The sequence below is a fragment of the Pseudomonas sp. Irchel s3a18 genome, from assembly GCF_900187535.1.
Lineage (GTDB): Bacteria > Pseudomonadota > Gammaproteobacteria > Pseudomonadales > Pseudomonadaceae > Aquipseudomonas.
The window spans coordinates 344,201-365,331 of record NZ_FYDV01000003.1; the positions used below are offsets into that span (position 1 = coordinate 344,201).

Sequence of the window (21,131 nt, forward strand, 5' to 3'; positions counted from 1 at the left end):
AACTTCGTTCCAGTCGCAACCTCGTCAAACACACCTTGTGGGCGGTACAGACACGAATCGGCTCAGGTCGGTAAGGTGAGAGCGGCGATCCGAAGGCCCTTGCCAGGGCCCCTGATTAGCGGGAGCGAGGCCATCATGCCTTCGCTTTTTTGCCTCGTCAAACGTTTTGTAGTGCTTTTTTTCAGGCACTACATCTTTGGTCTAATACGACTAATCAGTCAGTTTCCGGTGTCTCAGTCCAAGGTGTCGACTTTCACCCGCAAGGTCATGTCATCCCGGCCTTGAGTCCCGTAGTGGCGGGTCATGCCTTGTTTGCCGGCCTGATTCTGGCGGTTGATGCCGGCCAGGGTGATCCATTCGCCCAGGCGGCCGCTGACGCTGGTGTCGGTACTTTGCACGTTCACTACATCGGGGCGTTCCTGGCTCATGTGGTCACGGTTGGTGCTGATGGCCAGGTGTACGGTTTCGCCGGTGACACTGGCGGTGACGTAGAAACCCTGGGTGACGTTGCGGTATTCGGTCTGGCTGAGCAGGCGGCCGTCGGTGTCGGTCCGGGTGCTGGTGAGCGGCACGCTCTGGCCGGTCTGGATCAGCGCGGGAACGCCTTCGCTGGCCTGAATCTGCTGGATGCCGCCCTCGCGGCTGGCGGTGCTGTAGCTGATGATCTGGGTTTGCGGGTCGCCGCTGTCTTGCTGGTTGTTTTCGCTGCTGTCGACGGTAATCAGCAGGCGCTTGGGGGCGGTGTCCAGTTGCGCTAGCAGGGCCTTGAGCCCGTCGATCTTGCCGGGTTCGGCGTTGACGATCAGTTGATTGCCGTAGGCGCTGACGGTGCCGTCCTTGCCGATGAAGTTCTGCGCAACCGGCAGCAGGTCTGCGCTGGTGCGATGGTTGAGCGGCACCACCTCGGTCGCGGCCATGGCCGAAAAGCTGCAGGTCAGCAGCAGCGTGGTGAGCAGGGTGCGTAGGGACATGTCCGTTATCTCCGCGTTCAAGTAGCTTGATAGTGCCAGTTTGTCGGCCTGCGGTGGGGCAAGTTGAATCGTAGACAGCAAAACGCCCCGGCATCCGAAGATGGCGGGGCGTTTTTGAGTGTGTGCCTGAGATCAGTGTAGGAGCGAGCGTGCTCGCGATGGATTTGAAGGCGATGCGTTTTGCCAGGCAGTACGCGTCATCGTTCACGTCCATCGCGAGCGGGCTCGCTCCTACAGGTGTGGATCAGGCACCGCGCACCATGTCTACGTGGGGAATCCCTGCTTCCAGGAATTCCTCGCTGACGATGCGAAAGCCCAGGCGCTCATAGAACGCCGTGGCCTGCACCTGGGCGCTGAGCATCTGCTGCTTGAGCCCGCGTTTCTCGGCTTCACCGATCACCGCTTGCATCAAGGCGTCGCCGACTTTCAGGCCGCGCCAGTCCTTGAGTACCGATACCCGGCCGATGTGGCCATCGGGCAGCAGGCGGGCGGTACCAATGGGGAAGTCACCTTCAAGGGCGAGGAAATGCACGGCGCTTGCGTCGTCGGCATCCCACTCCAGTTCAGGCGGAACCGATTGCTCGGCGATGAACACCGCTTCACGAATGCGCCGGATCTCGGCGTTATCCTTTTGCCAGTCTGCGACACTTACGTGAATCTTATTCATCGGCAAACCCCAGGCTTCCTTGCTTGACCAGTTCACACAGCAGGCTGCGGCCGTCTTCGTCGCTCAGCCACTGGCCGAGGTTGTCGATATGCAGGGCATCGGCGGCGCAGATCATTTTCAGCAGTTCACGCAGTTTGCCCGGCAAGTAACGGCTCTGGCCGCTGGCGAACAGCAGCAGGTCGTCGTCCACTTCCGACCACGCCAGGCGCGCGCTCGGGTTGCGGATCAGCACGGCGCCTTGTTCCAGGCTGCTCAGCAGGTCGTCTTCTTCCAGTTCCGGGCCAACCACCAGTTCGGGGTAGCGCGGCTCGGTCATGAACTGGCCGAACCAGGTCAGCAGCAGGCGTTCGTCGCTCATGTGCTCGGCCAGCAGGCTTTTCAGGCGGTCGAGGGCGTCGTGCTGGATCTGGTGCGGGTCGACGGCTGGCTGTGCGTCGGCGTCGGTGTAGCGCTCTTCGTCAGGCAGGAACTGGCTGAGGAAGTCGGTGAAGTGGGTCAGCACTTCGGCTGCGCTCGGGGCGCGGAAGCCGACCGAGTAGGTCATGCAGTCGTCGACCGCCACGCCGCAGTGGGCCAGGCGCGGCGGCAGGTACAGCATGTCACCCGGTTCCAGTACCCATTCCGCGGTTTCTTCGAATTCGGCGAGGATGCGCAGGTCGGCGTGTTGCAGCAGCGGGCTCTCGGAATCGCACATCTGGCCGATTTTCCAGTTGCGCTTGCCATGGCCTTGCAGCAGGAACACGTCGTAGTTGTCGAAGTGCGGGCCGACGCTGCCACCTGGCGCGGCGAAGCTGATCATCACGTCATCGATGCGCCAGCTCGGCAGGAAGCGGAAGTGCTCCAGCAACTCGCTGACTTCCGGCACGAACTGATCCACTGCCTGTACCAGCAGGGTCCACTCGCGCTCTGGCAGCTTGCTGAATTCGTCTTCGGCGAACGGGCCGCGGCGCAATTCCCACGGGCGCTCGCCGTGTTCGATGACCAGGCGCGATTCGACTTCTTCTTCCAGCGCCAGGCCGGCCAGTTCGTCGGCGTCGATCGGGCTTTCGAAGTCAGGGATCGCCTGGCGGATCAGCAGGGGTTTTTTCTGCCAGTAGTCGCGCAGGAATTCCCGTGCCGTGATGCCGCCCAGAAGTTGAAGAGGAATGTCAGGATTCATGTGTAACCTATTGAAAAAAAGCACTTTTCATACGGGAATAAAAACGCCCGGCGCTGCCGGGCGTCTCAAGAGGTCAAGCGACAGTCAGATGCGTTTGGCTTGTGCCACGGCGTTGCCGATGTAGTTGGCCGGGGTGAGCAGTTTCAGCTCGGCCTTAGCCTCGGCAGGCATGTCCAGTGCATCGATGAAAGTCTGCAGCGCTTCAGGGCTGATGCCCTTGCCACGGGTCAGTTCTTTCAGCTTTTCGTACGGGTTTTCGATGTTGTAGCGGCGCATCACGGTCTGGATCGGCTCGGCCAGTACTTCCCAGCAAGCGTCCAGGTCAGCGGCGATCTTCTGGGCGTTGAGCTCCAGCTTGCTGATGCCTTTGAGGCTGGCTTCGTACGCGATCACGCTATGGGCGAAGCCCACGCCGAGGTTGCGCAGTACGGTGGAGTCGGTCAGGTCGCGCTGCCAGCGGGAGATTGGCAGTTTGCTCGCCAGGTGCTGGAACAGGGCGTTGGCGATCCCCAGGTTGCCTTCGGAGTTTTCGAAGTCGATCGGGTTGACCTTGTGCGGCATGGTCGAGGAACCGATTTCGCCGGCGATGGTGCGCTGCTTGAAGTAGCCCAGGGAAATGTAGCCCCAGATGTCGCGGTCGAAGTCGATCAGGATGGTGTTGAAGCGCGCGATGGCGTCGAACAGCTCGGCGATGTAGTCGTGCGGCTCGATCTGCGTGGTGTACGGGTTGAAGCCCAGGCCCAGCTCGTCTTCGATGAAGGTGCGGGCGTTGGCTTCCCAGTCGATCTGCGGGTAGGCCGACAGGTGGGCGTTGTAGTTGCCCACGGCGCCGTTGATCTTGCCCAGTAGCGGAACGGCGGCGACCTGAGCGATCTGGCGCTCCAGGCGGTAAACCACGTTGGCCAGTTCCTTGCCCAGGGTAGTCGGCGAAGCCGGCTGGCCGTGGGTGCGCGACAGCATCGGCACGTCGGCGAAACGGATCGCCAGTTCGCGGATAGCCTCGGCAGTCTGGCGCATCAGCGGCAGCATCACTTCATCACGGCCTTCGCGCAGCATCAGGGCGTGGGACAGGTTGTTGATGTCCTCGCTGGTGCAGGCAAAGTGGATGAACTCACTGACCTTGGCCAGTTCCGGCAGCTTGGCCGCTTGTTCCTTGAGCAGGTACTCGATGGCTTTGACGTCGTGGTTGGTGGTGCGCTCGATCTCTTTGACACGCTCGGCGTGTTCCAGGGAGAAGTTTTCCGCCAGGGTGTTCAGCGCAGCGTTGGCTTCGGCAGAAAACGCCGGCACTTCGCTGATGGCGGGGTGAGCGGCCAGGCGCTGGAGCCAGCGCACTTCAACCAGTACGCGAGCGCGGATCAGGCCGTACTCGCTGAAAATTGGGCGCAGGGCCTGGGTTTTGCCGGCGTAGCGGCCGTCAACAGGGGAAACCGCAGTGAGCGAAGAGAGCTGCATGGGGTGTTCTCGGACAGTCGGGCAACGAAATGGGGCGCGTATCATACATGAAAAAATCCGCCGGTCCGTTGCCAACTGACCAGCGTATTACGCGTTACAGACTACAAAAGCGATGTTTCAGGTGCGGTTCAGCTGCTGCGCATCAGCGGATACAGCTCTTTGAGCAGTTTGCGCCGGCTGATCACCAGCTGCCAGCGATGGCCGCCCAGTTGCCGCCACAGGCGCGCCGAGCGGATGCCGGCCAACAGCAGGGCACGGATCTTCGAGGCGTTGCTCGGTTGCTGCAGGTTGCGCATGTCACCGTGTACCTGGATGCGTTGGCGCAGGGTGCTCAACGTGTCCTGATACAGCGCGCCACAGGCGGCGATCACGTTTTCGTGAGCCGGGCCGAAATGTTCCACCTGGGACTGGATCTGGGGCAGACGCTTGCCGATGACTTCGAGCATGTCCTCGCGCTTGGCCAGTTGTCGCTCAAGGCCCAGCATCGACAGGGCGTAGCGCAGCGGTTCGCGTTGCAGGGTGTTGGGGTCGCGCTCGAGGGCGCCGATCAGTGCGCGATAGCCTTCGCGCAAATTGAGGTCGTCGCCACCGTAGACTTCCAGGGTGTCCTTGGGGTCGCGGATCAGCAGGCTGCCGAGCATGCAGGTCAGGCCCGCTTCGCTGACCTGGCCGGTCTTGGCGATCTTGTCCACTAGCACGGCGGCCAGAAACACGCCGCCCAGTGCCGTCAGTTGCTCCTGGGTCGGGCTCATGGGCGCGAATCCTTGCTGTGCCAGGGTTCGGCGACTTCAATGACGCCGCCACCGAGGCAGATTTCACCGTCGTAGAAGACGACCGACTGGCCCGGGGTGACCGCGCGTTGCGGGTCGTCGAAGATGGCGCGGTAGCCGCTGGCGGTTTTTTCCAGGGTGCAGGGCTGGTCGCCCTGGCGGTAGCGTACTTTCGCCGTCAGGCGGCGTGGCTCGCTCAGGTCGACCGGGTTGACCCAGTAGATCTCGGAGGCGAGCAGGGCGCGGGAGAACAACCACGGGTGGTCGTTGCCCTGGCCTACGATCAGCTCGTTGTGCTCCAGGTCCTTGATCAACACGTACCACGGCTCGTCGCTGGCGTCTTTCAGGCCGCCGATGCCCAGGCCCTGGCGCTGGCCGATGGTGTGGTACATCAGGCCATGGTGGCGGCCGATCACTTCACCTTCGGTGGTCTTGATTTCGCCTGGCTGGGCCGGCAGGTATTGCTTGAGGAAGTCGCTGAAGCGTCGCTCACCGATAAAGCAGATGCCGGTGGAGTCTTTCTTCTTGGCGGTGGCCAGGTCGTGTTTCTCGGCGATTGCGCGCACTTCGGGTTTTTCCAGTTCGCCAACCGGGAACAGGGTCTTGGCGATCTGTTCACCGCCCACGGCGTGCAGGAAGTAGCTCTGGTCCTTGTTCGGGTCCAGGCCCTTGAGCAGTTCGGTGCGGCCATCGATGTCGCGGCGGCGCACATAGTGGCCGGTGGCGATCAGGTCGGCACCGAGCATCATGGCGTAGTCGAGGAACGCCTTGAACTTGATTTCACGGTTGCACAGGATGTCCGGGTTCGGCGTGCGACCGGCCTTGTATTCGGCCAGGAAGTGCTCGAACACGTTGTCCCAGTACTCGGCAGCGAAGTTGGCGGTGTGCAGCTTGATGCCAATCCTGTCGCATACGGCCTGGGCGTCTGCCAGGTCATCCATGGCGGTGCAGTACTCCGTACCGTCGTCCTCTTCCCAGTTCTTCATGAACAGGCCTTCCACCTGGTAACCCTGCTCGATCAGCAGTAAGGCAGAAACGGAAGAGTCCACGCCGCCGGACATGCCGACAATGACGCGCTTCTTTTGAGTGTCAGAAGGGGCTGGATCACGCATAGGAGTTTAATGAGTGTCTTGAAAAAGGACGCGATTCTAGCAGGCCCGGGCCCACAAGGCTAAAGAGAAGGGCGGATCAGTTCGAGGTCGAAGTGCTTACCGTCCAGATAATCGTCGATACAGCGGATGATCAGCTCGCTGCGCCAGTGGTCGCGCTGATTCATGAGCTCGTCGCGGGTCAGCCACTTGGCGCCGACGATGCCGTCGTCCAGTTGATAGTCCGGATGGTGTTGCAGCTGTTTGGCGCTGAAGCAGACCCGTTGATAGGTTACGCCGTTACTGGGGGCGGTGTAGAGGTAAATGCCGATAACGCCGGTGGGTTCGACGTCCCAGCCGGTTTCCTCGAGGGTTTCGCGCACGGCGGCTTCGATCAGGGTTTCGTCTGGATCCAGGTGGCCGGCGGGCTGGTTGAGCACCGTGCGCCCAGCCTTGAGTTCTTCGACCATCAGGAAGCGACCGTTGTCCTCGACGATGGTGGCGACGGTGATGTGGGGGAGCCAATCCATAAGATGCACTCGATGTTTAGTATTGGAACGCCGTCCCAGCATACAAGCGGGCTTCGGTTTCTAGGGTTGAATTTTTGTCGCGGCCAGAAGCAGAAACCCCGGCGCTGGGCCGGGGTTCCTTTGCATCCTTACAACCTTACACCAGCGCAGCAATCGCCGCGTTGAAGGTGTTGCTCGGGCGCATGGCCTTGCTGATCAGCTCGGCGCTGGCGTGGTAGTAGCCGCCGATGTCCACTGGCTTGCCCTGCACGGCGTTGAGCTCGGCAACGATGGTCGCCTCGTTCTCGGTCAGGGTCTTGGCCAGTTGGGTGAACTGGGCCTGCAGCGCAGCGTCTTCGGTCTGGGCGGCCAGGGACTGAGCCCAGTACAGCGCCAGGTAGAAGTGGCTGCCGCGGTTGTCGATGTTGCCGACTTTGCGCGATGGCGACTTGTTGTTATCCAGGAACTGGCCGGTGGCCTGGTCCAGGGTCTTGGCCAGAACCAGCGCCTTGGGGTTGTTGTAGGTAACACCCAGGTGCTCGAGGGATGCGGCCAGGGCCAGGAACTCGCCCAGCGAATCCCAGCGCAGGAAGTTTTCTTCCAGCAGCTGTTGAACGTGCTTCGGCGCCGAACCGCCAGCGCCGGTTTCGAACAGGCCACCGCCATTCATCAGCGGTACGATCGACAGCATCTTGGCGCTAGTGCCCAGTTCCATGATCGGGAACAGGTCTGTCAGGTAGTCGCGCAGCACGTTGCCGGTCACCGAGATGGTGTCGAGGCCTTCGCGGGTACGGTCCAGGGTGAACTTCATCGCGTCGACAGGCGACATGATGCGGATGTCCAGGCCGGCGGTGTCGTGATCCTTCAGGTAGGCCTGAACTTTCTCGATCACCACGCCGTCGTGGGCGCGCATCGGGTCCAGCCAGAAGATTGCCGGAGTTGCACTTGCGCGAGCACGGTTGACGGCCAGCTTGACCCAGTCCTGGATCGGTGCGTCTTTGGTCTGGCACATGCGGAAGATGTCGCCGGCTTCAACCGATTGCTCCAGCAGGGTGCGACCGGCGCTGTCGGAAACGCGAACCACGCCGTCGGCCTTGATCTGGAAGGTCTTGTCGTGGGAGCCGTACTCTTCGGCTTTTTTCGCCATCAGGCCAACGTTTGGCACGCTGCCCATGGTGGTCGGATCGAAGGCGCCGTGTTGCTTGCAGTCTTCGATCACCGCCTGGTAGATGGTGGCATAGCAGCGATCCGGGATCACGGCCTTGGTGTCGTGCAGCTGGCCGTCGGTGCCCCACATTTTGCCGGAGTCACGGATCATGGCCGGCATCGAGGCGTCGACGATGACGTCGCTCGGCACGTGCAGGTTGGTGATGCCTTTGTCGGAGTTGACCATGGCCAGCGACGGACGAACGGCGTAGACCGCCTGGATGTCGGCTTCGATCGCAGCTTGTTGCTCGGCCGGCAAGGCCTTGATGCGAGCGTACAGGTCGCCGATGCCGTTGTTCAGGTTGAAGCCGATTTGAGCCAGCACGTCAGCGTGCTTGGCCAGTGCGTCTTTATAGAACTCGGCAACGATCTGGCCGAACATGATCGGGTCGGAGACCTTCATCATGGTGGCTTTGAGGTGGACCGACAGCAGCACACCCTTGGCCTTGGCGTCTTCGATCTCGGCAGCAATGAAGCTGCGCAGCGCGTTTTTGCTCATGACCGCGCAATCGAGGATCTCACCGGCTTGTACGGTGGTTTTTGCCTTCAGGACGGTGGAGGTGCCGTCCTGGGCGATCAGTTCGATTTTGACGGCGTCAGCGGCGTCGATCAGGGCGGCCTTTTCGCTGCCGTAGAAATCGCCGGTGCTCATGTGAGCGATGTGGGACTTGGAGTCCTTGGCCCAGGCGCCCATTTTGTGCGGGTGCTTGCGTGCGTAGTTCTTGACCGACAGCGGAGCGCGGCGGTCGGAGTTGCCTTCGCGCAGAACCGGGTTGACCGCGCTGCCCTTGATCTTGTCGTAACGCGCCTTGGCGTCCTTGTCGGCATCGCTGGTAACGGTTTCCGGGTAGTCCGGCAGGGCGTAGCCCTGGGCTTGCAGCTCTTTGATCGCGGCTTGCAGCTGTGGAACCGAAGCGCTGATGTTCGGCAACTTGATGATGTTGGCTTCAGGCGTAACGGCCAGGGCGCCCAGTTCGGCGAGGTGGTCGGCTACGGCTTTGTCGCCCAGTTGCTCGGGGAAGCTGGCCAGAATACGACCTGCCAGCGAGATATCGCGGGTTTCGACAGCGATATCGGCCGAAGCGGTGAAGGCTTCAACGATCGGGAGCAGGGAATAGGTGGCGAGGGCGGGAGCTTCGTCGGTGAAGGTGTAGATGATCTTCGAGCGGGTGGGCATATTCGGATTAACTCTCTTCTTTGCTAGAGCGTGCGCAGAAACTCGAGGGGCGCCGGGTAAGCGCGTTCGTTCAAAGTCATCCATGAGCCGAATGTCGAGGTTTCTTCGCGGTGATGTTGGGTGCATCAGTCGAGCGTCAAGCGGGTGGACTGCGGTAACAGTCCGGCTTTTCGGGCCTCGGGTCTCGGCTACATTTCCTGTCGCAGAGCGGTCGGCCGTCGTGACTCTGTGGTCAGCGGCGGCATTATACATAGGTAGCTGGCAAAGCGCCGATGGTTCATACGCAACTCCTCTCGTCCATTGGTCTAAAGGTCGCACCCGCATCGGGGAGTAGAGGCAGCCAATGTGCTTGAATTTGGCGCTTTTCCCTTTGCTTTCAGGCTTGTAGGCCGCGAACTGCACCGGTTTCGCTACCTGGGAGTGGAACATGAGGTTCCCGTCCAGATTCAACTGGGGTACGCTCGGACGCAGCCAGATGTTCAATCCACACAACGGAGTTCAGCATGGGATACAAGAAGATTCAGGTTCCAGCAGTCGGCGACAAAATCACCGTCAACGCAGACCATTCTCTCAATGTTCCTAACAACCCGATCATCCCGTTCATTGAAGGGGATGGTATTGGCGTTGATATCAGCCCGGTCATGATCAAGGTTGTCGATGCTGCTGTTAAGAAGGCTTACGGCGGCGAACGCAAGATTTCCTGGATGGAAGTGTATGCCGGGGAAAAAGCGACTCAGGTTTACGATCAGGACACCTGGCTGCCTCAGGAGACTCTGGACGCAGTCAAGGATTACGTGGTTTCCATCAAGGGTCCGCTGACCACGCCGGTCGGTGGCGGTATTCGCTCCCTCAACGTTGCCCTGCGCCAGCAGCTTGACCTGTATGTGTGCTTGCGCCCAGTGCGCTGGTTCGAAGGCGTGCCTAGCCCGGTCAAGAAGCCGGGCGACGTCGACATGACGATCTTCCGCGAGAACTCGGAAGACATCTACGCCGGTATCGAGTGGAAGGCCGGCTCGCCGGAGGCGACCAAGGTCATCAAGTTCCTTAAAGAAGAAATGGGCGTCACCAAGATCCGTTTCGACGAAAACTGCGGCATCGGCGTCAAGCCGGTTTCCCTGGAAGGTACCAAGCGTCTGGCTCGCAAGGCCCTGCAGTATGTGGTCGACAATGATCGTGATTCGCTGACCATCGTCCACAAGGGCAACATCATGAAGTTCACCGAAGGTGCCTTCAAGGAATGGGCCTACGAAGTGGCGGCGCAAGAATTCGGCGCCACCCTGCTCGACGGCGGTCCGTGGATGCAGTTCAAGAACCCGAAAACCGGCAAGAATGTCATCGTCAAGGACGCCATCGCCGACGCCATGCTCCAGCAGATCCTGCTGCGCCCGGCCGAGTACGATGTGATTGCCACCCTGAACCTGAACGGCGACTACCTGTCCGATGCCCTGGCGGCTGAAGTCGGTGGTATCGGTATTGCGCCAGGTGCCAACCTGTCCGACACCGTGGCCATGTTTGAAGCGACCCACGGTACTGCGCCCAAGTATGCCGGCAAAGACCAGGTGAACCCGGGCTCGCTGATCCTGTCCGCTGAAATGATGCTGCGCCACATGGGCTGGACCGAAGCGGCCGACCTGATCATCAAGGGCACCAACGGCGCTATCTCGGCCAAGACCGTGACCTACGACTTCGAACGTCTGATGGAAGGCGCCACCTTGCTGTCTTCTTCGGCGTTTGGTGATGCACTGATCTCGCATATGTAAGCGGATCGGCGGCCAACAAAAAACCGGCCGGCTCAAGTGATTGAGTCGGCCGGTTTTTTTATGATCGGATGTTTGTCGGATTACGCCGTGGCGGTGTGGGTCTGCTCTGCCTGGGTGGCGGCTTGAGTTTCCTTGGCGGTGTTGATGTTGACGGCATGCAAGCCCTTGGGTCCCTGGATGATCTCGAAGATCACCGGTTGGCCTGCCTTCAGGGTCTTGTAGCCCTCCATCGTGATGGCGGAGTAGTGGGCAAACAGGTCATCCGTTTTGCCTTCTTCATTGATAAAACCGTAACCCTTGGCATTGTTGAACCATTTCACCTTGCCGACTGCCATGCTCATATCCCTCTGCAACAGACTCCATCACTGGAGTATCATCCAGTTAATCCTCGTCAAATCCTCCATAATTGGATTCGACGGCAAGGACCTTTTTTACCCACTGTGGGCTCTATTGGTTGTAACACTGTTTTACCGATAGTCAAGGCATCCAGGTATTCGGAGTTGAAAAGCTCTAGCGCCGCCCCCACCACTGTATTCAGCTCAACTGACGAACCTTTCTTTCCATGCATGCAATCAGCCAGATTCGACTAACATTCAATCAGGATCGCCCGGATTTACACGACGACGATTCCGCAGGCATTGCTGTACAGGAGGCAAAACCTGCGTTGCAGGCGCCGCCGATGTACAAGGTGGTTTTGTTCAACGATGACTACACACCGATGGATTTCGTCGTCGAAGTGCTCGAGGTGTTTTTTAACCTGAATCGAGAGCTGGCGACCAAGGTAATGCTGGCCGTCCATACAGAAGGACGGGCAGTATGTGGATTGTTTACCCGCGACATCGCCGAGACTAAGGCCATGCAGGTCAACCAGTACGCCAGGGAAAGCCAGCATCCGCTACTCTGTGAAATCGAGAAGGACGGTTAACGCCGACCACTTGGGTATGAGGTGAAGCTATGTTAAACCGCGAGCTCGAAGTCACCCTCAATCTCGCCTTCAAGGAGGCGCGTTCGAAACGTCATGAGTTCATGACTGTCGAACACCTCCTGTTGGCTCTATTGGATAATGAGGCCGCCGCCACCGTTTTGCGTGCTTGCGGCGCAAACCTCGACAAACTCAAGCATGACCTGCAGGAGTTCATCGACTCCACCACGCCTTTGATTCCTGTCCATGACGAGGATCGCGAAACCCAGCCAACCCTGGGCTTCCAGCGTGTACTGCAACGTGCAGTCTTCCATGTACAGAGCTCGGGTAAACGCGAAGTGACCGGCGCCAACGTGCTGGTTGCGATCTTCAGTGAGCAAGAGAGTCAGGCCGTGTTCCTGCTTAAACAGCAGAGCGTTGCCCGTATCGATGTCGTCAATTACATCGCCCACGGCATCTCCAAAGTGCCCGGGCATGGCGATCACTCCGAGGGTGAGCAAGATATGCAGGACGACGAGGGCGGTGAGTCTTCTTCTTCAGGCAATCCTCTGGATGCATATGCCAGCAACCTCAACGAGCTGGCGCGCCAGGGGCGTATCGACCCGCTGGTCGGGCGTGAAATGGAAGTTGAGCGCGTTGCGCAGATTCTGGCGCGTCGGCGCAAGAACAACCCGCTGCTGGTGGGTGAGGCTGGCGTGGGTAAAACCGCGATTGCCGAAGGCCTGGCCAAGCGCATTGTCGACAATCAGGTGCCTGATCTGTTGGCCAATAGCGTGGTGTATTCCCTTGACCTGGGCGCCTTGCTGGCGGGTACCAAGTACCGCGGCGATTTCGAGAAGCGCTTCAAGGCGCTGCTCCATGAGCTGAAAAAACGTCCGCAGGCCATCCTGTTCATCGACGAGATCCACACTATCATCGGCGCCGGTGCTGCGTCCGGTGGCGTCATGGATGCATCCAACCTGCTCAAGCCGCTGCTGTCGTCGGGTGATATCCGCTGCATTGGCTCGACCACGTTCCAGGAATTTCGTGGAATCTTCGAGAAAGACCGTGCCCTGGCCCGACGCTTCCAGAAAGTCGATGTATCGGAGCCTTCGGTCGAAGACACCATCGGCATCCTGCGCGGCCTGAAAGGGCGTTTCGAGCTCCATCACAATATCGAATACAGTGATGAAGCCCTGCGCGCCGCGGCTGAACTGGCTTCGCGCTACATCAACGACCGGCACATGCCGGACAAGGCCATCGACGTGATCGACGAGGCGGGTGCGTATCAGCGCTTGCAGCCGGTCGAGAAACGGGTGAAACGCATCGAAGTGCCACAGGTCGAGGACATCGTCGCGAAAATCGCGCGGATTCCGCCTAAACACGTGACCAGTTCCGACAAAGAACTGCTGCGTAACCTCGAGCGTGATCTGAAGCTGACGGTGTTTGGTCAGGATGCGGCGATTGACTCGCTGTCTACCGCGATCAAGCTGTCCCGTGCTGGCCTCAAGTCGCCTGACAAGCCGGTCGGTTCATTCCTGTTCGCCGGTCCCACGGGCGTCGGTAAAACCGAAGCGGCCCGGCAGTTGGCCAAGGCGATGGGGATCGAACTGGTTCGTTTCGACATGTCCGAGTACATGGAGCGTCACACCGTATCGCGTCTGATCGGTGCGCCTCCAGGTTATGTCGGGTTCGACCAGGGCGGCCTGTTGACCGAGGCCATCACCAAGCAGCCCCATTGCGTGTTGTTGCTCGATGAAATCGAGAAGGCGCATCCGGAAGTCTTCAACCTGCTGCTGCAGGTCATGGACCACGGTACGCTCACCGATAACAACGGGCGCAAGGCGGACTTCCGTAACGTGATCGTGATCATGACGACCAACGCCGGCGCTGAAACCGCGGCCCGTGCCTCGATCGGTTTCACCTATCAGGATCACTCGTCCGATGCGATGGAAGTGATCAAGAAGAGTTTCACGCCGGAGTTCCGCAACCGCCTGGACACCATTATCCAGTTTGGTCGCCTCAGCCATGAGGTTATCAAGAGTGTGGTGGACAAGTTCCTTACCGAGCTTCAGGCGCAGCTGGAAGACAAGCGCGTGCAACTGGAAGTGACCGATGCCGCACGCAGTTGGCTGGCGGCGGGAGGCTACGACACGGCAATGGGTGCTCGACCCATGGCCCGTTTGATCCAGGACAAGATCAAGCGTCCGCTGGCGGAGGAGATCCTCTTTGGCGAACTGGCCGACCATGGCGGTGTGGTGCACATCGACATCAAGGATGGCGAGCTGACCTTCGACTTCGAGACTACGGCTGAAATGGCCTGATGGTTGTTGACCTGCTGTAAAGCGAAAGGCGCCTGTTGGCGCCTTTTTGCTGTCTACTCGGTTGGGGGGGGTATCCGGTGTTGCGGTTGAGGCCGCTGGCTGTGTGTTGGTGGGTGTGTATATCCGTTGCTGCGGTTAAGGCCGCTGGCGGTTTCGCCCTTACGGCGACTCACTTTTTTGACAAGCGCCTCAAAAAAGTAAGCAAAAAAACGCTCGCCCCGAGCGTCCGGCCCCTCGCTAAGGCTCGGCGTTCCTTCGCTCCGGTATCCATCTGGGGGCATCGTCCTCCGGTTTGCTTCGCTGCACCTCCATGCGATGTGTTCGACTTCGTCGAACGGCGCTGCGCGCCAATCCCCAGATGAATACCTACGCTCAGCCTCCCGAAGGGGCGGGCAAATCAAAAGCGAGGCGGCCTGCCGGCCGGCCTGATTGTTGGTGTGTTCAGTTCGTTTGTGCGGGGGGGCTAAGATCTTTGGCTTTGGCTTTGGCTTTGGCTTTGGCTTTGGCTTTGGCTTTGGCTTTGGCTTTGGCTTCGGCTTTTGATCTTGCTTTTGCTCTTTCGCCCCATCGGCAGGCCGAGCGTAGGTGTGCATCAGGGGGAAGGCGCGTAGCGCCGTTCGGTGAAGCCGAACACATCGAGAGGAGGTCGTCGCGAAGCAGACCGGAGGCGATGCCCCCTGATGGGCACCGTAGCGAGGGAATACCGAGCCTTGGCGAGGTACCGTACGCCGGGGCGAAAGCCTTTTGGTTCCTTTTTGGCGTTTGAAAAAGGGACTCGCTGTAAGAGCGAAACCGCCAGCGGCCTTAACCGCAGGAACGGATATGTACACAGCCCAGGCTGTAAAAGCGAAGCCGCCAGCGGCCGTTACCGCAGAAATGGATATGTGCTCGATCTACGCAAACAACAGACAAACAAAAACGCCCGGCATAAACCGGGCGTTTTGTATTGACTTGATTAGCGAGCGCGGTAAGTGATGCGCCCTTTGCTCAAGTCATAGGGCGTCAGCTCGACGCGCACCTTGTCACCGGTAAGAATACGAATGTAGTTCTTGCGCATCTTGCCGGAAATATGCGCGGTTACGACGTGCCCATTTTCCAACTCCACACGAAACATGGTGTTGGGCAGGGTGTCGACGACAGTGCCTTCCATTTCGAAGCTGTCTTCTTTCGACATGCAGTAAAGCCCTCGGTATCCAATGAATGGCCCGGTGCAACTGCGCCAGGCAAAAGCGGCGTGCATTGTGCCCGAAAAGTGGGGTTCAAGCCAAGGGATTTAGGGAGCAGGCTAGTTCAGGACCACCCAGCGCTGGTTAATCAGCAGCTCTATGGGGCGATATTGGGTCTTGTAGCTCATTTTTTTGCAGTTCTTGATCCAGTATCCAAGGTACACCGCATCAAGGCCCAGGCGGCGGGCTTCGCCGATTTGCCAGAGGATGGCATAACGCCCCAGGCTGCGGCGCTCTTCGTCGGGGTCATAGAAGGTATACACCGCGGACAACCCGTTGGGCAGCAGGTCGGTCACGGCGATCGCCAGCAGGCGACCTTCGAGGCGGAATTCATAGAAGCGCGAAAAAGGCAGGTCACGGACCAGAAAGGTCGAGAACTGATCACGGCTGGGCGGGTACATGTCGCCGTCGGCGTGACGCTGTTCAATGTAGCGTTGATAGAGGTCGAAGTATTCTTCGCTGAAACCGGGTTTCGCCGGGCGCACCTGCACGTCGGCGTTGCGCTTGAAAATGCGTTTCTGTTGCCGGTTGGGGGTGAACTGCATGACCGGAATGCGCGCAGGCACACACGCATTGCAGTTCTGGCAATGAGGTCGGTACAGGTGGTCGCCACTGCGACGAAAACCCATTTCCGACAGGTCTGCATAGACATGCACATCCATGGGCTGGCTAGGGTCGAGAAACAGCGTCGTCGCCTGTTCCTCTGGCAGGTAGCTGCAAGAGTGGGGCTGAGTGGCATAAAACTTGAGGCGCGCCAACTCGGTCATGAATCAACCCTCGGGATTTGCTGTTCAATTAAGTGTAAGCCACGGGCGCCAAAGGCGCCTAGCAAACCCATGTGGCGCGGTTGGGTAGATCAAGGTGCTGTGCCAGGTAGCCGGCAAACTCCCGGCGCGGGATCGAGCGGGCACCCAGACTGTGCAGGTGGCCGGTGGGCATCTGGCAGTCGATCAGCACAAAGCCTGCGTCCTTGAGGTGGTTGACGAGAGTGGCAAAGCCGTACTTGGAGGCGTTGTCGGCGTGGCTGAACATCGACTCGCCAAAAAACAGTTGCCCCATCGCCAAGCCATAGAGACCACCCACCAGCACGCCTTGATCCCAAACTTCCACGGAATGGGCGTGGCCGCGGGCATGGAGTTCGGTGTAGGCGCTTTGCATGGCGTCGGTGATCCAGGTGCCGTCGGCGTAGTCCCGTGGTGCGGCGCAGGCGCTGATAACGGCGGTGAAGTCTTGGTCGAAGGTGACCTGGTAGCGCTTTTGTCGCAGTAGTTTGGCGAGGCTGCGAGAAACATGCAGTTCGTCGGGAAACAAGACGGTGCGCGGGTCGGGAGACCACCAAAGAATCGGTTGGCCTTCCGAGAACCAGGGGAAACAGCCGTGGCGATAGGCATGGACCAGCCGATCGGCGGACAGGTCGCCGCCAGCGGCGAGCAGGCCGTTGGGCTCGCGCATGGCTTTTTCCAGCGGCGGGAATGTCAGGGAGTTGCGTTGTAACCAGGTCAGCATGGCATCCAGCTTACAGAAGGGGAGGGCGGCGGCAGGTCCGGCCTGCCGCCATGGCTCTGATTCAGTTGTCGTCGAGGTATTTTTCAGCGTCCAGCGCCGCCATGCAACCGGCACCGGCGGAGGTCACTGCCTGGCGGTACACGTGGTCGGCGACATCGCCGGCGGCAAACACGCCGTTGATTTCGGTGGCGGTGGCATTGCCTTCGCTACCGCCCTGCACCCGCAGGTAGCCGTTATGCATCTCCAACTGGCCCTGGAACAGATCCGTATTGGGTTTGTGGCCAATGGCGATGAACACGCCCGCCAGCGGTAGTTCGCGGGTTTCGCCAGTGTTGCTGTCGCGCAGGCGGGCACCGGTGACACCGCTGGCATCGCCCAGTACTTCGTCGAGGTTCTGGTTCCAGTGCAGATGGATATTACCGTTTGCGGCCTTTTCGAACAGTTTGTCCTGCAGGATCTTCTCCGAGCGCAGTTTGTCGCGGCGGTGAATCAGGTGAACCTCCCTGGCAATGTTGGACAGGTACAGCGCTTCTTCAACGGCGGTATTGCCGCCGCCGACCACCGCGACCACCTGGTTGCGATAGAAAAAGCCGTCGCAGGTGGCGCAGGCCGAAACCCCCTTGCCGGCGAAGGCCTCTTCCGAAGGCAGGCCCAGGTACTGGGCCGAGGCGCCGGTGGCGATGATCAGCGCGTCGCAGGTGTAGGTGCCGCTGTCGCCGATGAGTTCGAACGGGCGCTGCTGCAACTTGGCGGTGTGGATGTGGTCGTAGACGATTCGGGTGTCAAAGCGCTCGGCATGCTTTTGCATGCGTTCCATGAGTACCGGGCCGGTGAGGCCTTCGACGTCCCCGGGCCAGTTGTCGACTTCGACGGTGGTGGTTAGCTGGCCACCTGCCTGTATGCCGGTGATGACAACGGGTTTGAGGTTGGCGCGGGCAGCATAAACGGCGGCGCTGTAACCGGCGGGGCCGGAGCCCAGAATGATCAGGCGTGAATGCTTGGGTTCGCTCATAAAAACACCTCATAAGCCTTTGTCACAAAAGAGAATGCATGCTCAAATTGACCCGCGTGCACTGTACTTTTGGCTATGCTGTAGCCGAAGACCTGAAGCATGGCATCGGACGCACAAACCCGTACAATACCGGGCTGTTACAGTGTATTTATCAAAATAAGCAGTGCATGCCGTGTTTATAAAAACCCGAGTGCAGTGTTAAAAGTAGTCCCAGTTGCACCTGTTCACTTTTTTACCTGCCTGGATTGGGCAGTTTTATAGTCATTCAACAGATGGACGCGCCAAGGGCGCAGGAAAAGAAGCGTTTTGAAGAAATCCACCGCAGCACCTAAAACAGTCGTTCCGCTCTGGCGTCAGCACCTGCACTACCGTCTCAAGGAAGGTGCGCTGATCGCCATTGGCGCCTTGTGCCTGTTCCTGATGATGGCCTTGCTGACCTACGGCAAGGACGATCCGGGCTGGAGCCACAACAGCAAGATTGACGATGTGCAGAACTTCGGTGGGCCGGCCGGCTCCTACAGCGCCGATATCCTGTTCATGGTGCTGGGTTACTTCGCCTACATCTTCCCGCTGTTGCTGGCGGTCAAGACCTACCAGATCTTCCGCCAGCGCCATGAGCCGTGGCAGTGGAGTGGCTGGCTGTTCTCCTGGCGCCTGATCGGCCTGGTGTTCCTGGTGTTGTCGGGCGCGGCCCTGGCCCACATCCATTTCCATGCTCCGACCGGGCTGCCGGCGGGCGCCGGTGGTGCGCTGGGGGAAAGCCTGGGGGATCTGGCGCGGAACGCGCTGAACATCCAGGGCAGCACCCTGATGTTCATTGCCCTGTTCCTGTTCGGCCTGACCGTGTTCACCGACCTGTCATGGTTCAAGGTGATGGACCTGACCGGCAAGATCACCCTCGACCTGTTCGAGGTGTTCCAGGGCGCCGCCAATCGTTGGTGGGCGGCGCGCGCCGAGCGCAAGCAACTGGTTGCCCAACTGCGTGAAGTCGATGACCGGGTGCACGATGTAGTTGCGCCGACCGTCACTGACAAACGCGAGCAGGCCAAGGTCAAGGAACGCCTGATCGAGCGTGAGCAGGCCCTGAGCAAGCACATGTCCGAGCGCGAAAAACAGGTGCCGCCAGTGATTCTGCCCGCGCCACCGAAGCCGCCGGCACCGAGCAAGCGCGTGGAAAAGGAGAAGCAGGCGCCGCTGTTCGTCGACAGTGCCGTGGAAGGCACCTTGCCACCGATCTCGATCCTCGACCCGGCGGAAAAGAAACAACTCAACTATTCCCCTGAGTCGCTGGCGGCGGTCGGCCACCTGCTGGAAATCAAACTCAAGGAATTTGGCGTCGAAGTCACCGTGGACTCGATCCATCCGGGTCCGGTGATTACCCGTTACGAAATCCAGCCGGCGGCCGGGGTCAAGGTCAGCCGTATTTCCAATCTGGCCAAGGACCTTGCCCGTTCACTGGCAGTGACCAGCGTGCGGGTCGTGGAAGTGATCCCGGGCAAGACCACGGTCGGTATCGAGATCCCCAACGAAGACCGCCAGATCGTGCGTTTCTCCGAAGTGCTGTCGACCCCGGAATACGACAACGCCAAGTCGCCGGTGACCCTGGCCCTGGGGCATGACATCGGCGGCAAGCCGGTGATCACTGACCTGGCCAAGATGCCCCACCTGCTGGTGGCCGGTACCACCGGTTCCGGTAAGTCGGTGGGGGTGAACGCGATGATCCTGTCGATCCTGTTCAAGTCGGGCCCGGAAGACGCCAAGCTGATCATGATCGACCCGAAAATGCTTGAATTGTCGATCTACGAAGGCATTCCGCACCTGCTGTGCCCGGTGGTCACCGACATGAAGGACGCGGCCAACGCCCTGCGCTGGAGCGTGGCCGAGATGGAGCGGCGCTACAAACTGATGGCGAAGATGGGCGTGCGTAACCTGGCCGGCTTCAACCAGAAGGTCAAGGACGCCGAGGACGCCGGCACACCGCTGACCGACCCGCTGTACAACCGCGAGAGCATCCACGACGAAGCGCCGCTGCTGAAGAAGCTGCCGACCATCGTGGTGGTGGTCGACGAATTCGCCGACATGATGATGATCGTCGGCAAGAAGGTTGAGGAATTGATCGCCCGTATCGCCCAGAAGGCGCGGGCGGCCGGCATTCACTTGATCCTGGCGACCCAGCGTCCGTCGGTGGACGTGATCACCGGCCTGATCAAGGCCAACATTCCGACCCGCATGGCGTTCCAGGTGTCGAGCAAGATCGACTCGCGGACCATCATCGACCAGGGCGGTGCCGAGCAACTGCTGGGCCACGGTGACATGCTCTACATGCCGCCGGGCACCAGCCTGTCGATTCGGGTTCACGGCGCGTTCGTCTCCGACGATGAAGTGCATCGGGTGGTCGAAGCCTGGAAACTGCGCGGCGCCCCGGAGTACAACGATGACATCCTCAATGGTGTCGAAGAGGCAGGCAGCGGCTTTGAAGGCGGCAGCGGTGGTGGTGACGATGATGCTGAAACCGATGCGCTCTACGACGAAGCCGTGCAGTTCGTGCTGGAAAGCCGCCGCGCATCGATCTCGGCAGTGCAACGCAAGCTCAAGATCGGTTACAACCGTGCTGCACGCATGATCGAAGCCATGGAGATGGCCGGGGTCGTGACCTCCATGAATACCAACGGCTCGCGTGAAGTCCTGGCCCCAGGCCCGGTGCGCGACTGATCAGTGCCGCGTGAGTTCACGCGGCGCGCCATTCAAACGAATATCTAAGAGGACTCCCATGCGTCTTATCCGCATGTTGCTGTTGCCGGTACTGGCTTTAACCACGTTGTCGGCCCATGCCGATGACAAGGATGTGGCGCGTCTGACCCAACTGCTTGAAAAGTCGCAGACCCTGACTGCACGTTTTTCCCAGCTGACCCTCGATGGCACCGGCACCCAGTTGCAGGAAACCACCGGCCAGATGTCGCTGCAGCGCCCGGGCCTGTTCTACTGGCACACCGATGCGCCGCAGGAGCAACTGATGGTGTCTGATGGCAAGAAAGTCTCCCTGTGGGACCCTGACCTAGAGCAGGTCACCATCAAGACTCTCGACCAGCGCCTGACCCAGACGCCCGCCCTGTTGCTCTCCGGCGATGTGTCGAAAATCAGCCAGAGCTTCGATATCAGTTCCAAGGAAGCCGGTGGCGTGATCGATTTCACGCTCAAGCCGAAAACCAAGGACACCCTGTTCGACAACCTGCGCCTGTCGTTCCGTAATGGCCTGGTCAATGACATGCAGTTGATCGACAGTGTTGGCCAGCGTACCAATATCCTGTTCACAGGGGTGAAGGCCAACGAGCCGATCCCGGCGTCCAAGTTCAAGTTCGACATCCCCAAGGGTGCCGATGTGATTCAGGAATAAGATGTA

18 protein-coding genes are annotated in these 21,131 nt (G+C 59.9%); 5 read left to right on the forward strand and 13 right to left on the reverse strand.

Annotated elements, in window-relative coordinates; translation table 11 throughout:
- Positions 1-233 precede the first annotated feature (233 nt).
- From CKW29_RS06655 to CKW29_RS06690, 8 genes are all read right to left on the reverse strand, one after another.
- Entirely contained in the window at positions 234-971 is a 738-nt protein-coding gene (locus CKW29_RS06655; RefSeq protein ID WP_095143206.1) for a secretin N-terminal domain-containing protein, read from the reverse strand.
- A 244-nt stretch (positions 972-1,215) separates the two neighbouring features.
- Positions 1,216-1,638, reverse strand: a complete 423-nt coding sequence (locus CKW29_RS06660; protein ID WP_095079285.1) for a GNAT family N-acetyltransferase — start codon at positions 1,636-1,638, stop codon at positions 1,216-1,218.
- Positions 1,631-2,797, reverse strand: a complete 1,167-nt coding sequence (locus CKW29_RS06665; protein WP_095143207.1) for a cupin domain-containing protein — start codon at positions 2,795-2,797, stop codon at positions 1,631-1,633. Before CKW29_RS06665 ends, CKW29_RS06660 begins: the two co-directional genes overlap by 8 nt.
- An 84-nt stretch (positions 2,798-2,881) precedes the next feature.
- Positions 2,882-4,252 (reverse strand): adenylosuccinate lyase, encoded by a 1,371-nt coding sequence (purB, locus tag CKW29_RS06670; protein ID WP_095143208.1) that lies wholly within the window; start codon positions 4,250-4,252, stop codon positions 2,882-2,884.
- A 128-nt stretch (positions 4,253-4,380) separates the two neighbouring features.
- A complete protein-coding gene (hflD, locus tag CKW29_RS06675; protein ID WP_095143209.1) occupies positions 4,381-5,004 on the reverse strand; it encodes a high frequency lysogenization protein HflD in 624 nt (207 codons plus the stop codon).
- Positions 5,001-6,134, reverse strand: coding sequence for a tRNA 2-thiouridine(34) synthase MnmA (gene mnmA / locus CKW29_RS06680; RefSeq protein ID WP_095143210.1), 1,134 nt, complete (start codon positions 6,132-6,134; stop codon positions 5,001-5,003). The genes hflD and mnmA overlap by 4 nt, the downstream gene beginning before the upstream one ends.
- A 59-nt stretch (positions 6,135-6,193) precedes the next feature.
- Positions 6,194-6,640 (reverse strand): NUDIX hydrolase, encoded by a 447-nt coding sequence (locus tag CKW29_RS06685; RefSeq protein ID WP_095143211.1) that lies wholly within the window; start codon positions 6,638-6,640, stop codon positions 6,194-6,196.
- 136 nt (positions 6,641-6,776) lie between these two features.
- Positions 6,777-9,002 (reverse strand): NADP-dependent isocitrate dehydrogenase, encoded by a 2,226-nt coding sequence (locus tag CKW29_RS06690; protein WP_095143589.1) that lies wholly within the window; start codon positions 9,000-9,002, stop codon positions 6,777-6,779.
- 503 nt (positions 9,003-9,505) lie between these two features.
- Here CKW29_RS06690 and icd point away from each other — a divergent pair.
- Positions 9,506-10,762 (forward strand): NADP-dependent isocitrate dehydrogenase, encoded by a 1,257-nt coding sequence (icd, locus tag CKW29_RS06695; protein ID WP_095143212.1) that lies wholly within the window; start codon positions 9,506-9,508, stop codon positions 10,760-10,762.
- A gap of 80 nt (positions 10,763-10,842) precedes the next feature.
- On the opposite strand, the gene cspD is transcribed toward icd, so the two are convergent.
- Entirely contained in the window at positions 10,843-11,097 is a 255-nt protein-coding gene (gene cspD / locus CKW29_RS06700; RefSeq protein WP_095143590.1) for a cold shock domain-containing protein CspD, read from the reverse strand.
- A 227-nt stretch (positions 11,098-11,324) separates the two neighbouring features.
- On the opposite strand from cspD, the gene clpS reads away from it, so the two are divergent.
- Both clpS and clpA read left to right on the forward strand, forming a co-directional pair.
- Complete coding sequence (gene clpS, locus CKW29_RS06705; protein ID WP_095079293.1) at positions 11,325-11,687, forward strand: ATP-dependent Clp protease adapter ClpS; 363 nt, start codon at positions 11,325-11,327, stop codon at positions 11,685-11,687.
- Between the two features lie 29 nt (positions 11,688-11,716).
- Positions 11,717-13,987: an ATP-dependent Clp protease ATP-binding subunit ClpA gene (gene clpA, locus CKW29_RS06710; protein WP_095143213.1), complete on the forward strand. Its 2,271-nt coding sequence runs from the start codon at positions 11,717-11,719 to the stop codon at positions 13,985-13,987.
- Between the two features lie 955 nt (positions 13,988-14,942).
- On the opposite strand, the gene infA is transcribed toward clpA, so the two are convergent.
- The 4 genes from infA to trxB all read right to left on the reverse strand — a co-directional run bounded on the left by infA (position 14,943) and on the right by trxB (position 17,731).
- Entirely contained in the window at positions 14,943-15,161 is a 219-nt protein-coding gene (gene infA, locus CKW29_RS06715) for a translation initiation factor IF-1 (protein WP_002553999.1), read from the reverse strand.
- Positions 15,162-15,272: 111 nt separating this feature from the next.
- The gene (locus CKW29_RS06720) at positions 15,273-15,980 is read right to left on the reverse strand and encodes an arginyltransferase (protein ID WP_095143214.1); all 708 of its coding nucleotides are present in this window, start codon (positions 15,978-15,980) and stop codon (positions 15,273-15,275) included.
- Positions 15,981-16,038: 58 nt separating this feature from the next.
- Positions 16,039-16,719: a leucyl/phenylalanyl-tRNA--protein transferase gene (aat, locus tag CKW29_RS06725; protein ID WP_095148132.1), complete on the reverse strand. Its 681-nt coding sequence runs from the start codon at positions 16,717-16,719 to the stop codon at positions 16,039-16,041.
- A 61-nt stretch (positions 16,720-16,780) separates the two neighbouring features.
- Entirely contained in the window at positions 16,781-17,731 is a 951-nt protein-coding gene (trxB, locus tag CKW29_RS06730; RefSeq protein WP_095143216.1) for a thioredoxin-disulfide reductase, read from the reverse strand.
- A gap of 306 nt (positions 17,732-18,037) precedes the next feature.
- Between trxB and CKW29_RS06735 the strand changes: the two genes are divergently transcribed.
- On the forward strand, positions 18,038-20,443 hold the full coding sequence (locus CKW29_RS06735; RefSeq protein ID WP_095143217.1) for a DNA translocase FtsK: 2,406 nt from the start codon (positions 18,038-18,040) through the stop codon (positions 20,441-20,443).
- A gap of 58 nt (positions 20,444-20,501) precedes the next feature.
- Entirely contained in the window at positions 20,502-21,125 is a 624-nt protein-coding gene (gene lolA, locus CKW29_RS06740) for an outer membrane lipoprotein chaperone LolA (RefSeq protein WP_095079299.1), read from the forward strand.
- Positions 21,126-21,131 lie beyond the last annotated feature (6 nt).

Coding starts and splice junctions, on each gene's coding strand:
- CKW29_RS06655 (WP_095143206.1), bottom strand. CDS start 971: ATGTCCCTACGCACCCTGCTCACCACGCTGCTGCTGACCTGCAGCTTT.
- CKW29_RS06660 (WP_095079285.1), bottom strand. CDS start 1,638: ATGAATAAGATTCACGTAAGTGTCGCAGACTGGCAAAAGGATAACGCC.
- CKW29_RS06665 (WP_095143207.1), bottom strand. CDS start 2,797: ATGAATCCTGACATTCCTCTTCAACTTCTGGGCGGCATCACGGCACGG.
- purB (WP_095143208.1), bottom strand. CDS start 4,252: ATGCAGCTCTCTTCGCTCACTGCGGTTTCCCCTGTTGACGGCCGCTAC.
- hflD (WP_095143209.1), bottom strand. CDS start 5,004: ATGAGCCCGACCCAGGAGCAACTGACGGCACTGGGCGGCGTGTTTCTG.
- mnmA (WP_095143210.1), bottom strand. CDS start 6,134: ATGCGTGATCCAGCCCCTTCTGACACTCAAAAGAAGCGCGTCATTGTC.
- CKW29_RS06685 (WP_095143211.1), bottom strand. CDS start 6,640: ATGGATTGGCTCCCCCACATCACCGTCGCCACCATCGTCGAGGACAAC.
- CKW29_RS06690 (WP_095143589.1), bottom strand. CDS start 9,002: ATGCCCACCCGCTCGAAGATCATCTACACCTTCACCGACGAAGCTCCC.
- icd (WP_095143212.1), top strand. CDS start 9,506: ATGGGATACAAGAAGATTCAGGTTCCAGCAGTCGGCGACAAAATCACC.
- cspD (WP_095143590.1), bottom strand. CDS start 11,097: ATGGCAGTCGGCAAGGTGAAATGGTTCAACAATGCCAAGGGTTACGGT.
- clpS (WP_095079293.1), top strand. CDS start 11,325: ATGCATGCAATCAGCCAGATTCGACTAACATTCAATCAGGATCGCCCG.
- clpA (WP_095143213.1), top strand. CDS start 11,717: ATGTTAAACCGCGAGCTCGAAGTCACCCTCAATCTCGCCTTCAAGGAG.
- infA (WP_002553999.1), bottom strand. CDS start 15,161: ATGTCGAAAGAAGACAGCTTCGAAATGGAAGGCACTGTCGTCGACACC.
- CKW29_RS06720 (WP_095143214.1), bottom strand. CDS start 15,980: ATGACCGAGTTGGCGCGCCTCAAGTTTTATGCCACTCAGCCCCACTCT.
- aat (WP_095148132.1), bottom strand. CDS start 16,719: ATGCTGACCTGGTTACAACGCAACTCCCTGACATTCCCGCCGCTGGAA.
- trxB (WP_095143216.1), bottom strand. CDS start 17,731: ATGAGCGAACCCAAGCATTCACGCCTGATCATTCTGGGCTCCGGCCCC.
- lolA (WP_095079299.1), top strand. CDS start 20,502: ATGCGTCTTATCCGCATGTTGCTGTTGCCGGTACTGGCTTTAACCACG.